Origin of the sequence: Marinobacter sp., assembly GCF_040904845.1 — a bacterium.
Taxonomy (GTDB): Bacteria; Pseudomonadota; Gammaproteobacteria; order Pseudomonadales; family Oleiphilaceae; genus Marinobacter.
Genome location: NZ_JBBDSR010000098.1, coordinates 66,761 through 82,086, shown reverse-complemented (window position 1 = coordinate 82,086; position 15,326 = coordinate 66,761). Strand labels below are relative to the sequence as shown.

11 protein-coding genes and 2 pseudogenes are annotated in these 15,326 nt (G+C 56.4%); 9 read left to right on the top strand and 4 right to left on the bottom strand.

All coding sequences use genetic code 11. From position 1 onward, the window contains the following. The 6 genes and pseudogenes from WD429_RS12645 to WD429_RS12620 all read left to right on the top strand — a co-directional run. A partial coding sequence (locus tag WD429_RS12645; RefSeq protein ID WP_368422537.1) for an RNA-directed DNA polymerase occupies positions 1 to 843 on the top strand: 843 nt, incomplete at its 5' end. Further along, positions 830 to 1,363, top strand: coding sequence for a hypothetical protein (locus WD429_RS12640; RefSeq protein WP_368422536.1), 534 nt, complete (start codon positions 830 to 832; stop codon positions 1,361 to 1,363). The genes WD429_RS12645 and WD429_RS12640, both read left to right, overlap by 14 nt. A 52-nt stretch (positions 1,364 to 1,415) precedes the next feature. Then, complete coding sequence (locus WD429_RS12635) at positions 1,416 to 3,035, top strand: NADH-ubiquinone oxidoreductase-F iron-sulfur binding region domain-containing protein (protein WP_368422535.1); 1,620 nt, start codon at positions 1,416 to 1,418, stop codon at positions 3,033 to 3,035. 10 nt (positions 3,036 to 3,045) lie between these two features. Continuing rightward, complete coding sequence (gene fdhF, locus WD429_RS12630; RefSeq protein ID WP_368422534.1) at positions 3,046 to 5,910, top strand: formate dehydrogenase subunit alpha; 2,865 nt, start codon at positions 3,046 to 3,048, stop codon at positions 5,908 to 5,910. A 39-nt stretch (positions 5,911 to 5,949) separates the two neighbouring features. After that, positions 5,950 to 6,406: pseudogene (locus tag WD429_RS12625) on the top strand (ATP-binding protein); the annotation flags it as partial. 116 nt (positions 6,407 to 6,522) lie between these two features. Continuing rightward, positions 6,523 to 10,371 carry a DUF3427 domain-containing protein gene (locus WD429_RS12620; RefSeq protein WP_368422533.1) on the top strand — a complete coding sequence of 1,283 codons (3,849 nt, stop codon included), beginning with the start codon at positions 6,523 to 6,525 and terminating at the stop codon, positions 10,369 to 10,371. 62 nt (positions 10,372 to 10,433) lie between these two features. Here WD429_RS12620 and WD429_RS12615 read toward each other — a convergent pair whose 3' ends face one another. Then, a complete protein-coding gene (locus tag WD429_RS12615; RefSeq protein WP_368422532.1) occupies positions 10,434 to 11,252 on the bottom strand; it encodes an SDR family NAD(P)-dependent oxidoreductase in 819 nt (272 codons plus the stop codon). 4 nt (positions 11,253 to 11,256) lie between these two features. Continuing rightward, on the bottom strand, positions 11,257 to 12,117 hold the full coding sequence (locus tag WD429_RS12610) for a hypothetical protein (protein ID WP_368422531.1): 861 nt from the start codon (positions 12,115 to 12,117) through the stop codon (positions 11,257 to 11,259). 206 nt (positions 12,118 to 12,323) lie between these two features. Between WD429_RS12610 and rhuM the strand changes: the two genes are divergently transcribed. Continuing rightward, positions 12,324 to 13,328 (top strand): RhuM family protein, encoded by a 1,005-nt coding sequence (rhuM, locus tag WD429_RS12605; protein WP_368422530.1) that lies wholly within the window; start codon positions 12,324 to 12,326, stop codon positions 13,326 to 13,328. 28 nt (positions 13,329 to 13,356) lie between these two features. Here the strand turns inward: rhuM and WD429_RS12600 are convergent, their stop codons facing one another. Beyond that, entirely contained in the window at positions 13,357 to 13,647 is a 291-nt protein-coding gene (locus WD429_RS12600) for a type II toxin-antitoxin system RelE/ParE family toxin (RefSeq protein WP_368422529.1), read from the bottom strand. Next, the gene (locus tag WD429_RS12595) at positions 13,647 to 13,871 is read right to left on the bottom strand and encodes an addiction module protein (protein WP_368422528.1); all 225 of its coding nucleotides are present in this window, start codon (positions 13,869 to 13,871) and stop codon (positions 13,647 to 13,649) included. The genes WD429_RS12600 and WD429_RS12595 overlap by 1 nt, the downstream gene beginning before the upstream one ends. A gap of 253 nt (positions 13,872 to 14,124) precedes the next feature. Between WD429_RS12595 and WD429_RS12590 the strand changes: the two genes are divergently transcribed. Together WD429_RS12590 and WD429_RS12585 are read left to right on the top strand one after the other, a co-directional pair. Beyond that, positions 14,125 to 14,769 (top strand): hypothetical protein, encoded by a 645-nt coding sequence (locus WD429_RS12590; RefSeq protein ID WP_368422527.1) that lies wholly within the window; start codon positions 14,125 to 14,127, stop codon positions 14,767 to 14,769. Further along, positions 14,762 to 15,326, top strand: a pseudogene (locus tag WD429_RS12585) (hypothetical protein); the annotation flags it as partial. The gene WD429_RS12590 and the pseudogene WD429_RS12585, both read left to right, overlap by 8 nt.

Genomic DNA, 15,326 nt, shown 5'->3' with positions numbered 1-15,326 from the left:
AAGCCCGGTCGCCCCCGGGAGTTCTGGGTATACGAGCCCAAACCCCGCCCCATAACCGCTGCCCCCTTTCAGGATCGTGTGGTGCAGCATGCGCTGTGCAATGTCATCGGTCCGATCTTTGAGGTTGGCATGCTCCCCCAGGCCTACGCTTGCCGTAAGGGGCGCGGAATGCACGGCGGTGCCATCCACACTCAGGCGATGATGAGGCGCCTCGCCGCTCACGGCGAAACGGTTCATGCTCTGAAGACGGATTTCTCCAAGTATTTCTACAGTGTGAACCGACCGACGCTCTGGCACCGCATCGAAGCCAAGATCAGCTGCCGTCACACCCTTTGGCTGATTGAGAAATTTACACCCCGAGAGGGAATTGGCCTGCCCATTGGCAACCTCACCAGTCAGTTGTGGGCAAACGTCTATGGCACCGCCGTTGACCGGTTTCTGGCTCAGCAGGAAGGCGTCTCAACCTTCGTCAGATATATGGATGACATTGTCGTTCTCAGTACCGACGTTGACCGCCTGAAGCGTCTGCGCCAGGCGCTTGGTGACTTCTGCCGCGACACGCTCGGACTGATCTTCAGCAAGTGGTCAGTAACACCAGTCTCCGCCGGCGTGAATTTTCTCGGTTACCGGATCTTTCCCCGTTACAAGCTGCTCAGAAAAGACAGCGTTCGGCGCGCTAAGCGGAAGATTATTGCCCACACCCGATCTGGTGACCGGGCAGCACTGCGCCGCTTTCTGGCCGCCTGGCTGGGCCATGCTCGCTGGGCCGACTCACGCAACCTGATTGAATCACTGGCCCGGCAGCACCGGGCTATCTTGGAGGATCGCTATGTTCTCGCATGACAAAAACGCCGGTGCCGTGGTGTGCCTGGCTGACTATGGTCGCATCCAGCGTGGCGCTGTGGTGCCCGTAAGTAACGAGCTGTACGCGGACGTTGAAGACTGGATGGCCGAAGGCAACGCCCTGGTGCTGTTTGAGGGGCACCCGGACACACGGAGCCTTAAGGACGTGCGGGACGCCAAGTTGCATGAAATCAATGACGCCTACCAGGTTCAGATGCAGCTGATGCTGGACAAGTACCCGCAGGCTGAAACCCTGACGTTCGATAAGCAGGAGCGGGAGGCGCGGGAATACCAAGCATGGGTAGACGCCGACGAGCAAGGCGACCCACCCGTAACGCCGTTGATCTCAAATCTGGCAGAAGGCCGGCAGATGCCAAAGGCCGAGCTGGTCACCCGGATAATCGCCAAGTCCGATGCGTGGATTGTTGAGAGCGGTCACGCCACTGGTAAGCGGCAGTACCTGGAGGATCGGGTTGCAAAGGCGGAGACCGCCGACGAAGTTTCTGCCATTAATTGGTAATTCCTTTTACCATTGCACAACAACATCACAGTGCCAATTATCGCGCGACTCTATGCCAAATATGGCGCGGCGCTACATGCGCCACCGTGATCGTCTGATAGAGCACCTGCATGCACTGCAGGACGCCTACGGTTACCTCTCCATGCCCCACCTGCGGGCCCTGGCGTCTTTCATGAATCTGCCCATGGCCGCCATTTATGAAACGGCCACCTTTTACGCCCATTTCGATGTTGTTCACGACGAACAAACGCCTCCACCGGCAATAACCCTACGGGTATGTGATTCTCTTTCGTGCCAACTGGCCGGAGCAGAGGCGCTGCACCAGGCGCTCTCTGACGGTGCTGACCCCTCCACGGTGCGTGTGCGGCGTGCACCCTGCATGGGGCGTTGCGACACGGCGCCAGTGGTCGAAGTCGGCCATCATCACGTATGCCATGCCAATGCCCAGAACGTGGGTGCGGTGGTAGAGCAGGGCCAGATTCACCCGGAAGAAATCCAGTGGCAACGTCTGGCGGATTACCGTTCCGCTGGCGGTTATGGACTGTTGACCGATTGCCATGAAGGCCGAGTGAGCGTCGAATCGCTGGCCACCGAACTCGAGCACGCCGGCCTGCGCGGTCTCGGCGGTGCAGGATTCCCCACCTTCCGCAAGTGGCAGGCAGTGCGCGCTGAGCCGGGGCCGCGCTATGCCGTGATCAACGCCGACGAAGGCGAACCGGGCACCTTCAAGGACCGCTACTACCTTGAGCAAGAACCCCACGTTTTCCTGGAGGGGGCTCTGGTCAGTGCCTGGGCAGTTGAGGCGAAGGCCCTGTACATCTATTTGCGGGATGAGTATCCCGGTCTGCACAGAGTGCTGACCGAAGCCATTGCCGAGCTGGAAGCGGCCGGAATCGTCGAGCCGGGTTTTATCATCCTGCGCCGTGGCGCTGGAGCCTATATCTGCGGCGAGGAATCCGCCCTGATCGAGTCACTGGAGGGCAAGCCCGGCAAGCCGCGCCACCGCCCGCCGTTCGTTGCCCAGAAAGGATTGTTTGGCCAGCCCACCCTGGTCAACAACGTCGAGACGGTTTACTGGATCCCGCGCATCCACGCCCAGGGTGCCGAATGGTTCGCCAGCCAGGGGCGGCATGGTCGCAAGGGGCTTCGCAGCTTTTCGGTCTCCGGCCGGGTGGCCCGGCCCGGTGTGCACGTCGCGCCTGCGGGCATCACCTTCAACGAGCTAATTGAGGAATACTGCGGCGGCATGGCTGAAGGGCATCGCCTGGTGGCCTATCTGCCCGGCGGGGCCTCCGGCGGCATATTGCCTGCCAGCAAAGCAGACATCCCATTGGATTTTGATACCCTCCAGGAGCACGGCTGTTTCATCGGTTCCGCCGCCGTGATCGTTCTGTCCGACCAGGACGATTTGCAAGCCGCGGCCGCCAACCTTTTGGGTTTCTTCGCGGATGAGTCCTGCGGGCAGTGCACCCCCTGCCGTGTGGGCACCGAGAAAATGCTGACGTTGCTGGAGCGCTATACCTGGGATGAGGACACCCTCCAACAGCTGGCCGGGGTGATGGCGGATGCCTCTATCTGCGGCCTGGGCCAGGCCGCTCCCAATCCGGTTCTGAGCCTGCTGCGAGACTTCCGCAGCGAACTCGCCAGCCACAACCTGATCGCCAAAGGGTAGGGAGGCCGCCATGAGCAACACTGAAACAAGCTTTACCCTGACCCTGGACGACGTTGAAGTTCAGGCCCACCCCGGCGAAACCCTGTGGCAGGTCGCCAAGCGCGCCGGTGAGACCATCCCACACCTCTGCTTCAAAGACGCCCCCGGTTACCGCGCGGATGGCAATTGCCGGGCCTGCATGGTGGAAGTTGAGGGTGAGCGGGTGCTAGCCGCAAGCTGTATCCGCGAGGCAGCGCCTGGCATGGTAGTGCGCAGTGCGGGTTCCGGCCGTGTCCAGGCAGCCCGTACAGCGGTGCTGGAATTGCTATTGGCGGATCAGCCTGAACGAGAAAACAGCCCTGATCTCTCGAGCCACCTGTGGGATACGGCAGACCAACTGGCCATCGATGCCAGTGCCGTGCGCCAGCGGCTCCCGGCCCGTTCTGATCGGGAAGAGCCCACGGTTCACCATGCCGAACCAAGATCCGACACGCTGCCCCACGCCCGGGGCCATGACGCCAGTCACTCTGCCATGAACGTCAACCTGGATGCCTGCATCACCTGCGGCCTGTGCGAGCGCGCTTGCCGGGAAGTGCAGGGCAACGACGTGATTGGTCTGGCACACCGGGGCACCGCGTCCAAGGTCATCTTCGACTTCGACGACCCCATGGGCGACAGCACCTGTGTGGCCTGCGGCGAATGCGTGCAGGCCTGTCCGACTGGGGCGCTGATGCCCGCTACCCTGATTGATTCGGAAGGTCGTGGTGATTCCGCCCAAGCCGACCGCACCGTGGACTCCGTCTGCCCCTATTGCGGCGTCGGCTGCCAGCTCACCTATCACGTCAAGGACGAGCCATCCCAAAACGGAGCAGGAGAGCAACAGGGGCGCATCCTGTTTGTAGAAGGCAGAGACGGCCCCTCCAATCAGGGCCGGCTGTGCGTAAAAGGCCGCTTCGGCTTCGATTATCCCTCGCACCCAGCAAGGCTGACCCGGCCGCTGATCCGGCGGGAGGGCGTGCCCAAGGGCGTCGACCCCGACTTTGATCCGGCCAATCCCTTAACGCATTTTCGCGAGGCAAGCTGGGAAGAAGCACTGGAATTTGCCGCAACCGGGCTGACGGGACTCAAAGGCCAACACGGCCCGAGTGCACTCGCCGGCTTTGGTAGCGCCAAGTGCTCCAACGAAGAAGCCTGGCTGTTCCAGAAGCTGGTGCGCACCGGTTTCGGCTCCAACCACGTGGACCACTGCACGCGGCTCTGCCACGCCAGTTCTGTGGCGGCGCTGATGGAGTGCCTGGGTTCTGGCGCGGTCACTGCTTCCTTCATGCAGGCGCTTCAGTCGGATGTGGTGATCCTCACCGGCTGCAACCCGGCCGTGAATCATCCGGTCGCCGCCACCTACTTTAAGCAGGCGGCCCGAAACGGCACCAAGCTCATCATCATCGATCCCCGGGGCCAGGCACTGGATGCCTATGCCTGGCGCAGCCTGCGTTTCTCGCCGGGTGGCGATGTGTCGCTCTTCAACGCCATGCTCAATGTGGTTATCAGCGAAGGTCTTTACGATCAGGCCTATATCGATGCCCACACCGAAGGCTTCGAAGCACTGGCAGCCAGTGTTGCGGATATGACCCCGGAGGCCATGAGCCCAATCTGCGGCGTTGAACCAGACACCATTCGTGAAGTGGCCCGTGCCTATGCCGGTGCCGAAAGGGCTATGATCTTCTGGGGCATGGGCATATCCCAGCACGTGCACGGCACCGACAACGCCCGCTGCCTGATCTCGATGGCCCTGACCTGCGGCCACACCGGCCGGCCCGGCACTGGCCTGCATCCATTGCGTGGCCAGAACAACGTTCAGGGTGCCTCCGACGCCGGCCTGATTCCCATGGTACTGCCCGACTACCAACCGGTGGGCGACACCCAACTGCGGGCGGCCTTCGAAGAACTCTGGAACACCGAACTGGACCCGGAACCCGGGCTCACTGTGGTGGAGATTATGGACGCCATCACCGCCGGCACCATCAAAGGCATGTACATCCTCGGTGAAAACCCCGCCATGTCCGACCCGGATCTGACCCATGCCCGAGCCGCGCTTGGCGCGCTGGAACATCTCGTAGTGCAGGACCTGTTCGTCACCGAGACCGCCCAGTTTGCGGACGTGATCTTGCCCGCCGCCGCCTGGTCAGAAAAGTCAGGCACCGTCACTAACACCAACCGGCAGGTGCAAATGGGCCGCGCCGCGTTGGCACCACCGGGGCAGGCCAAGCCCGACTGGTGGATCATTCAGGAAATCGCCCGGCGTTTCGGCCTGGCATGGGACTACACTGGCCCCGAGCAGGTGTTCGCCGAGATGAAGCAGGGCATGCACTCACTGGATCATATCTCGTGGTCCCGCCTGGAACAGGAAGGCTCCGTAACCTACCCATGCCCGGCCGACGACCAACCAGGGCAGGACGTAGTCTTCTCCGATGCCTTCCCCCTCGCCGGGGGTCGCGCCAAGCTATCGCCCACCCGGCCGCTACCGCCAGACGAACCGGTGGATGAAGCCTACCCCATGGTGCTAACCACAGGCCGACTGCTTGAACACTGGCACACCGGTGCAATGACCCGTCGCAGCATGGTACTCGACGAGCGGGAACCGGAAGCGGCCGCCTACCTGGCACCCGCGGAGCTCGACCGCCTGGGCGTTACCCCGGGCAATGCCATCCAGGTCGCCACCCGCCGTGGCAGCATCACCCTGACGGCACGGGCCGACCAGGTCATGCCCGAGGGTATGGTGTTCATACCTTTTGCGTTTGCGGAGGCGGCGGCCAACCTGCTCACGAATCCGGCACTGGACCCCTACGGGAAGATTCCGGAGTTTAAGTATGCGGCGTGTCGGCTTAGGCCAGTGTAGCTTCGAGAAAACCGACTAGGCTAGAACCGCACGCATTGCCAGGCGCTGAATCTCCGGCGCAACCTGCTCACAGAATAGCGGTAAGTCCTCACACGTCGCCTACAGGCAACGTTGCAAAATCACCTCAACCATTACCTGTCAGTGCTTTTCCCGGAAGCCTCCCTTGAAGTCGACGAACAGCTACGGCCCGGCACCTTCAGCCGGGGCAACGAACTGGGGCAGATCACTGAACTGAGTTTCGGGGCGCGGGAACAAATGGGACTGATCAGCCGCCTGGCCTATGCCGATCTGCTGCGGGAAGCCGGAAGGCCGATCCTGGTGATATTGGATGACACCCTGGTGCACAGCGACAACGAGCGCCTCGAAGATATGAAACGCATCCTGTTTGATGCGGCCCCGGCATCCGATACTGCTGTTCACCTGCCATCCGGAGAAGTGGCAGGATCTTGGGGTACCGCCGGTGAGTATTCAGGCATCGAAGGAGCAGGGCGCTTAGTCCCTGTAGCCTGGTTGGTGTGGATAGCACCCAAAAGTTTGTTGGCCGCGTCTTGCCCGCCCTGGTAGCCTGGATTAAATAGACTTCAGGCTAATTAGTCGCAAGGGAACCATTTAATGAAGGATACGCTGGCCTATTACAACAACAATGCGGATGCGTTTGTGGAATCAACGTTTCAAGTCAGCATGGACGGGCTTTACCAGGAATTCTTGCCGCAGGTTCCCGAAGGTGGACACATTCTGGATGCCGGCTGTGGCTCTGGCCGGGATGCGTTGTTTTTCAATCGGAAGGGCTACCGTGTTTCTGCGTTTGATGGTTCTGGTGCTATTGCCTCTTTAGCTCGCGAAAAGACCGGCTTATCGGTTCAGCATCGCTATTTCTCGGATATCCATGAATCCAGTACCTACGATGGTATATGGGCCTGTGCCAGCCTTCTGCATTTGCCTCTAGCCGAGGTGCCGGAAGTCATTGGCCGGTTGTGGAGTGCCCTGAAACCGGATGGCGTTTTTTACATGAGTTTCAAGATCGGGAAGGGGGAACGCAACCACAATGGCCGGCACTTTACTGATGCTGATGAATCGGTTGCCGAGCACTGGGTCCAGGACCTGCCAGGATTTGAAGCCTGTCGGATGTGGCGCACTGATGACCAACGTCCCGATAGGCATGAGCAGTGGTTGAACATTATCTTGACCAAGGTGCCGGCGGCACAGAATAAGTTAACGACGGGCGGTAAAGAACATCATTTCCTGCCCAAGTTGTGCCAGGCAATTAAAGCTGCTGATCGAATAGATATGGCCGTAGCGTTCGTGAAAACTACTGGCTTGAATCTATTGTTCCCGGATTTAGTGAGCGCGCTGCAGCGAGCATCTGAGCCCGCCTGTATCCGCATTCTCACAAGCGATTATCTGGATATCACCGATTCGGAGGCGCTAAGAAAGCTTGTCCTGTTGCATGACCATGGAGCTCAGGTGCGAGTTTACCAGAGCCAGGGGAGTAGTTTTCATTTGAAAGCTTACCTCTTCGCTGGCCATGTTGAGAATCAGCAAATGTGGGGCAGGGCGTTTATAGGTTCTAGCAATATCAGCCGACAAGCGCTTCAGGACGGGTTGGAATGGAATTACCAGGTGGATTTCCCGCCCGACTCTGGGTACCTCGAGGCTGCCAGTAGGTTCGATGAACTGTTTCAGCACCCAAATGTTGTGCCGCTCACCGACAACTGGATCGATGAGTACGAGAAACGGAGGAAGCCACCAGAACAGTCACTGGAACCGGGCAGTGATGAGAAACAGGAAGTTCCAACACCTAATGAAGTGCAACAAGAAGCGCTAGAGGCACTGGATCTGACCCGCGTGGAAGGCTACCGAAGAGGTTTGGTCGTATTAGCAACGGGCTTAGGTAAAACTTGGCTATCTGCCTTTGATGCCGTTCAAATGGGTGCCCGTCGGATTCTCTTTGTTGCCCACCGCGAAGAAATTCTCTATCAGGCGGCTGAAACCTACTTGCGGATCAAGCCGAATAGCCGCGTTGGCTTTTACATGGGTAAGCAGCGCGATCGAACGGTGGACATTCTTTGCGCCTCGGTGCAAACACTCGGCAAAGAAACGCATCTGGACCGATTCGACCCACGGCATTTTGATTATATCGTGGTCGATGAATTCCACCATGCCGCAGCACCCATCTACCATCGGCTTTTGAGTTACTTTGCACCGCAGTTTCTGCTGGGATTAACGGCAACCCCAGACCGGACAGACCGCTCGGACATCCTGTCGTTGTGTGACGACAACTTGGTTTTCGAATACCCGTTGTTTGAAGGCGTTAAGGGCCAATTCCTGGTGCCGTTTCATTACTACGGTATCTACGACCAGACGGTAGACTATGCCGAGATCCCCTGGCGCAACGGGAAGTTCGATCCCAACCTGCTCGCCAATAAGCTGGCTACTTATGGACGTGCTAAACACGTGCTTAAGGTATGGAGTGAAGAGAAGCAAAGCCGGACCTTGGCCTTTTGCGTTTCACGGGCCCATGCCGATTTTATGGCGAGCCAGTTTGTAAAAAAAGGAATCAGGGCCGCAGCCGTTCACGGTGAATCTGAGATGTCTCGTGGGGAGGCCTTGGAGAAGTTGGAAAACGGTCAGCTCGATGTGATTTTTTCTGTCGACCTGTTCAACGAGGGTGTTGATCTGCCCGCCATTGATACGGTGCTGCTATTGCGCCCGACGGAGTCCAAGATCCTGTTTCTTCAGCAAATTGGACGAGGCCTACGGAAAAACCTGGCCACTGGGAAAGACAAGCTTGTGATTCTGGATTTTGTTGGTAACCACCAGAGTTTCTTGCATAAACCTCAGGCGCTCATTGGCCAGGCGATGAATCACCGACAGTTAGCGGAGTTTGCCAGGAAAGCTGAAAAGAATCAGTTGGACCTGCCAGACGGATGCTTTATCAATTACGATCTGGAGGTGATCGATTTCCTGAAAGGTCTTGATCATCAGGGCGCTGAAAAGGACTACCAGGTATTGAGAGGTACATTGGGTCGTCGTCCAACACTCACCGAGTACTATCATTTCGGTGCCAGTATCGCTAACACTCGCAAATTGCACGGAAGCTGGTTTGGATTGGTTCGGGACATGGAAGATCTCACCGAGATTGAGACAGAACTCTTGTCCCGCTACGAAACGTTTTTGCTGGAAGTTGAAACGACTGCCATGAGCAAATCATTTAAAATGATTTTGCTAGACGCGTTTCAGCAGTTAGGCGGATGGCGTAGTCCACCAGAGGTCTCGAAACTGGCCCAAGCATCATGGGAGGCACTGAAACGCCGCCCGAGGCTCTATCAAGAAATTGCTGCTTCAGTAAAGGACGTTGATGGTTCCTCGGCACAATGGCAGCAATACTGGAAGAAGAATCCTGTCGATCATTGGACCAATAAGTCTCCAGCTATTTTTGAGATTGAGAACGATCAATTTAAGTCAGTTATTGGGCTGAAAGGTGATCAGATAGCGCCTTTCGAGGAGATGGTCCAGGAGTTAATTGATTATCGCCTGGCCTCCTATGAAGCACGGCAGTCTGCCAAGCACGAGCAGTCGTCGCCTGAAAATGTCGTCCCAATTACTCCTTCTGGAACGGAGTTGCCTTATTTCCCATCCTTGAAGATCGCTTGTGGCCATTTTAGAAGCAGTCACGCTGAAGAGCCGGAGTACAGGTCCATCGGATTGGGGCACGGGCGAATAGAGCCAAATCGTCATTTCATTGCCAGAGCATCGGGTAACTCCATGAATGGCGGAAAGCAGCCGATTCAAGATGGTGATTTTCTGTTGCTTGAGCAGATCAACCCCAACCAAGCTGGAGCGATCACTGGGAAAACGCTCGCGATTGAACGGATTGATGAGGCAGGCGACACACAATATCTTCTGCGGACAGTGCGCAAATCCCCGGTTGGTGAATATCTACTCGAAGCTGCTAACCCGGAGTATCAAGATATCGTTGTCACTCCTGAGCTCATCGAACAGTTTCGAACGTTCGCACGCTTTTGCGAGATTATAGATCCATTGGAAATGGCTGTCGGACAGGAAATCCCGAGAGAGGAGATTCCTGAATTATTCGGCGCGACTTTTAATCCCGGCAATTGGCAAAGCGGTCACATATTCCTGAAAGATGCGAATGCCCATATTTTGTTGGTGACACTCAACAAGCAAGGTAAAGGGGCTCAGCACCGTTATGTTGATCATTGGATCGATGAACGCACATTTCACTGGCAAAGTCAGAATTCGACCACGCCCCAGGGCAAGAGGGGGCGAGAGCTCATCGATCACCAAAATCTTAGGTTCTCGATACACCTATTTGTCCGTGAAAATAAGCTGCGTAATGGCAAAGCTGCTCCCTTCACTTATTTCGGCCCCGTTGAGTATCAGAGCCATGAGGGGAGCAGGCCAATGAGTGTGACGTTCAGGCTTAATTCCACGGATTGAGTTCAAACTGACTCGGAAGTTAGTACTTTGGCCATTGCCAAAATGAACCGCAAAATAAACAGCTAACTCAATAACCTCCGCTGGATAGAATGGGGCACAAACCGAGTGATAAAGGCGGCAATGTAAGTCTGCGGCGTAACCAGATATCGAGGCTTGGGACGTGCCGCTTCTGCAGCCCTGTAAATCTTTTCGGCGACGTTAGACGCACTTGCTGTAAAGGGCTTCATTCTGGCGCTTGGCGCGAGGGCTGATTCCAGTGCTTCGTACTTTTCCTGGTGCGCCGTGTTCGCCCGCTCAATCACGGGCCGTAAGGCGGCCAGAGCATGTTCTCTGAACCGAGTTGCCACGGGCCCCGGAAGCACAAGCGAGACACTTTCCAGGCTTTTGCTGCCCTGTTCATCAAACCAGAAGCTTTCATGGGCCGTGTTCATCGCAGACTTGGCGGCACAGTAAGCGCCTTTCATTTGTTGGGGCACGATGGAGAGAACGGAGCTTACGGCGATGACCCGCAAGGGTATCCCGTGTTGTTCGCAGAGTCTCAGGCAGACAGCAGCCAGCTTGATGGGGCCGAATACGTGGGTGCTGAATTGTTTTTGCCACATGGATTCGGACAGGTCGCGAAGCGCGCCGAATTGCCCGTAACCGGAGTTGTTAACCAGAATAACTCGCTCGGCTGTCGCAATTTCTGCCTCCAGCGTGCCGGCAAGGCCTTCGATCTGCTCAAAGGATTCAAGGTCCAATGCGATTTCCTGGCCTGCGGACTCAACGCCACTCGGCTGTCGGGACAGGGCGATCACCCTGTAGCCTTTCCGGGCAAAGAGGGCGCAGGCTTCACGGCCAATGCCGGCGCTGGCACCGGTTACGAGGGCTAGTTTGGTCATTGCATCATTCCCCAATCCAGTTTTCTTCATCGACAATCCGCTTCAGCTTATAGCCGAGAAACCGATACTTACCCCAGTGCTGAAATGCGCTTTGGGCCTCCTTCGGGTCGAACCCTTGCTGGCGGAGATAGGCGCTGACTTCGGAGTCGACCGGCAGCGTCTCAAAATCTCTCATAAGCATCATGGTGTGTGCTGCGGCATAGGGCCCGATGCCCTTCAGCGAAATCAGGTAGTCGTAGTCAATGATGTCACTAAGGGCTGAACCATCGGTTTGGATGGCTTGGTCCTGCAGTAATTGATCGATCACCGTATCGACGGTTCTGGCTCTGAATCCCAGCTTGCACTCTTCAGCCAAACGCTTGGGCCCGATCGTCTGGAGTTCTCCGGGCTCAGGGAACAGGCCGTCGCCCAGCGCAACCAGAGAGGCGACCATGGATTTGGTCTGTTTCCAGGTCGTGTTGATGGTGCAAACTGTTTTAATGAGATCCTCAAAAAAGGTGTCACCGCGCAGGAATCGCCCGCCACCGGTCCGGATGAAGCGGGCAATGTTTGGATCGTTCCTGTCGCAAAGGGCAAGAAACTCAGAGGGATCCCAGTCCAACTGCAGCCAGCGGGCGACGCGTTCGGAAACTGCGTCGGCGCTGGATGAGGAGGTTTCGATAAGAAGCTGATCTTCAGAGGGCTGGTGAACGCGGGCCCATTCCGTGTTGGTGCCTATTCTTACTGTTCGCTCAAGATTCCGACCGTCCCAGTGCCAGGGCGCAAGCTGGCACCAACCGTGGCTTTCCACCGTCATGCGCAGATTGAAGGGTCGTTGTAGGTTCAGGGAGAACGTATTTGTGGTCATCACCGGTTTGTGGTTCATCAGAACAGAACCCAATCCTGCATCCTCAGGCGAAAGCCGCTGCCGTTATCTAGTTGTTTTGTTTGCATCATTGCGAATCTGCGATAGAGCTTTAAAGTAGAGCTTAACAAAATTTCCGGGAATGGAATTGGTGGGCGGTCTCATAAGCGGGGCCACCAGCCATATAACGAAGATCGATTGTGAATTTTCAAGGATGGAGAAATAGCATGAGTGAAGAAAACGCCACCCCCATTATTATCTATGAAAACGCCGATAAAACAGTCGAGGTGCGCCTGGATGCCAATAATCAAACAGTTTGGCTGAGCCAGCGTCAAATGGCGGAAGCATTTGACACGTCCACAGACAACATCGGTCTGCACCTGAAGAATATCTATAAGGAGGGTGAACTGGACGAGTCGGCAACTACCGAGGATTCCTCGGTAGTTCGTCAGGAAGGCAGGCGTCAGGTCACCCGTAGCATCAAACAGTATAATCTGGACGCCATTGTTTCGGTGGGCTATCGCGTCAATTCCAATAGAGCAACCCGCTTTCGCCAGTGGGCCACCCGTATTCTACGTGAGCACCTCACCCAGGGCTGGACACTGAACCGCCAGCGCTTCGAAGAAAATGCCCAGGAACTGGAAGCGGCTTTAACACTGGTTCGCAAGGCTGCTCAAAGTCCCGGATTGGACACGGACAGTGGACGTGGTTTGGTGGACATCGTCAGCCGCTATGCCCAGACCTTTCTTCTTCTGCAACGTTACGATGAGGGCCTACTCACCGATCCGCAGTCGCAGGCCGGTGGTACTTTGCCGTCGCTGGAAGAAGCTCGATCAGGCCTAGATGGCCTGAAGGGTGAGCTAATGGCTCGGGGCGAAGCTACCGAGCTTTTCGCCCGTGACCGAGGCGATGGCCTGGCTTCACTACTGGGTAACCTGGACCAATCCGTTTTAGGCGAGCCTGCTTATCCCAGTGTCGAGGCAAAGGCTGCACATTTGCTGTACTTTGTGATCAAGAACCACCCGTTCTCCGATGGCAACAAACGCAGCGCGGCTTTTCTGTTTGTGGACTTTTTGCACCGCAACAGTCGGCTGTTCAACGCGAGCGGGGAGCCGGTGATTAACGATGTGGGTCTCGCCGCTCTCACCCTGTTAGTGGCCGAATCCGATCCTGCAAAAAAAGACACGATGATCCGCCTGATCATGAACATGCTGGCCGGGGAGGGCGAGTAAGTCCTGCCGACCCACTTCACATCAGCGGTTATTGCCGGTTCTTCCAATAATCTGGTTCACGATGAAGGTTCATAACAGCAAGAACGAAAATGCTGCTTTTCTGTTCAACGTAAAGAACACCGTAGGGAAATCGTTTAACCAGGGAACGACGAACAGGTTTCCGAATGAAGCTCCAGGCTTGGGGGAATTTGACAGCTCTGGCTACTGCTTGCTCGACTTCCTCAGCCAGATCGATTCCGAGGCCTGTTTGGATTAATTCGTAATAATCAATTGCTTCATTCAATTCCGCTTCCGCTGCGGGATGAAAGGAATAATCCATTATTTGTTCATCCTGCTCCGAATCTTTCTGAAAACGTCATCGCCGGGCACTGGGTTTACCTTGCCAGACTCCAGTTCCTCCAGGCGGCTTTGTGCAACATCGGCCCATTTTTCGTCGATACCGGCTTCAATTGGGTTTAGACTTTTCAAAAGTGATTCCAGAACCAGCGCTCGTTCGTCGACGGGGAGAGCGCTAGCCTCGTCAATTAAATCCTGAAGGCGCATAGTGTTTGCTCCAAGAGTGGTGAAGGGCCATGTAGTATGGTGTCCATATTAACGCTTTATGAGTTATTTTGCTCCCCAGCTCGTACGCAACTCCAGGAATAACCGTGGTGCGCCCTTGAACGACTACCTCGAGAAAATCCTCCGTGGCCAGCCCATTAACTATGAAGCTTTCCTGAAGAAACTTCCGGAGTCGTTTCGTCGTCGCGCTCGTGATGTTTTTGCTACCGATAGAGTCCAAACCAATCGGTGGATAGTGACAGTTTTGGATGAAAACGCTTTCGCAGAGCTGCAGAGTGTGGCGCAAGCTCCGGTAAGCCGGGTAGACGCCGCGAAAAAGGGTAACTCCCACCGCCACGGCACCGAGGTCAGTTTTCTTCTCGTTTATCATCAGGGGCTGGCGTCCAGCCGGCCGGATGTAGCGGTTATCGGGACGGAATCCGTTGATATGGGTTTTCAACGGGCCCGGTCCGTGCTGGTGGTAGAGAACGAGCGCAATTTCTACCAGTATGCGCAAATGCTGGATTTCGCCAGTAAGGCGCTGGGTACCGGTCTGAAACTGGCGGAGTGCGATGTGGTATTGGGCGGTGGCAACCGGATTACTCGGGGCGCGATTCTCGATTGGTTGAAGGGCTATGAAGCAGTATTCTGCGCATTCGATTATGATGCCGGTGGTCTGCAAATGTTCTCGACAATCGCGGCCTCGCTCGGTGACAAAACCACGTTTGTGCAGCCGGCCGACTGGCAACGGTGGCTAGCGAAGTTCTGCAAACTACCGGACAGCACCGAACGGTTTACAAGGGCTGTATCGCTGGCGGAGGGGCTTGGTTTTGTGGCTCTGGCAGAAGCGTTTCGAACGACCGGCAAATTCATGGAACAGGAGATGATTCTGGATGAGTGACTCCCAGGGGAGCCCAGGCAATTTTACCTTTGGCATTCGTCGATTGGTTCTGGTGGATTCCGCCGGCTTTTGTTACGTGGAAATTCCGGTGGATAACCACGGCCTGATTCTGGGCCCGGGGAACCTGGGCAAGTCCAGCCTTTTAAATAGCCTACGCCTGTTCCTGTTGCCGGAGAACAACTTCAAGAACAGTCGCAAGAAATTCGCCTTCCGCAATGCCAGTGCTGGCAGCTTTTACACTAATGATGAGAGCTTTCAGCACTACTTTCCGACTCATTTCAGCTTCCTAATCATGGAAGCGGAGAATCCTGCAGGCACTCATTGCCAGATTCTCTACCGTGAAAGCGGCAACCAGTTGAGTTACGGCCGGATTTTTGTTCCGGTGGGTTACGACCAGCTGCGGCCCCTGTTCTGGAATGGCGATGATGAGGACGGTATCGGTCAGGCGGTGCCGGAGCTGTCGTTCAGCCGCTTGTCGGAGTCCCTGAAAAAGCTCTCCAGGGAAACCCGGCTGGTGAACGACCCGGCCAAGCTCAAACAGATGCTGTACAGCAGCG

Coding starts and splice junctions, on each gene's coding strand:
- WD429_RS12640 (WP_368422536.1), top strand. CDS start 830: ATGTTCTCGCATGACAAAAACGCCGGTGCCGTGGTGTGCCTGGCTGAC.
- WD429_RS12595 (WP_368422528.1), bottom strand. CDS start 13,871: ATGCGCCTTCAGGATTTAATTGACGAGGCTAGCGCTCTCCCCGTCGAC.
- WD429_RS12615 (WP_368422532.1), bottom strand. CDS start 11,252: ATGACCAAACTAGCCCTCGTAACCGGTGCCAGCGCCGGCATTGGCCGT.
- fdhF (WP_368422534.1), top strand. CDS start 3,046: ATGAGCAACACTGAAACAAGCTTTACCCTGACCCTGGACGACGTTGAA.
- WD429_RS12620 (WP_368422533.1), top strand. CDS start 6,523: ATGAAGGATACGCTGGCCTATTACAACAACAATGCGGATGCGTTTGTG.
- WD429_RS12610 (WP_368422531.1), bottom strand. CDS start 12,117: ATGAACCACAAACCGGTGATGACCACAAATACGTTCTCCCTGAACCTA.
- rhuM (WP_368422530.1), top strand. CDS start 12,324: ATGAGTGAAGAAAACGCCACCCCCATTATTATCTATGAAAACGCCGAT.
- WD429_RS12635 (WP_368422535.1), top strand. CDS start 1,416: ATGCCAAATATGGCGCGGCGCTACATGCGCCACCGTGATCGTCTGATA.
- WD429_RS12600 (WP_368422529.1), bottom strand. CDS start 13,647: ATGGATTATTCCTTTCATCCCGCAGCGGAAGCGGAATTGAATGAAGCA.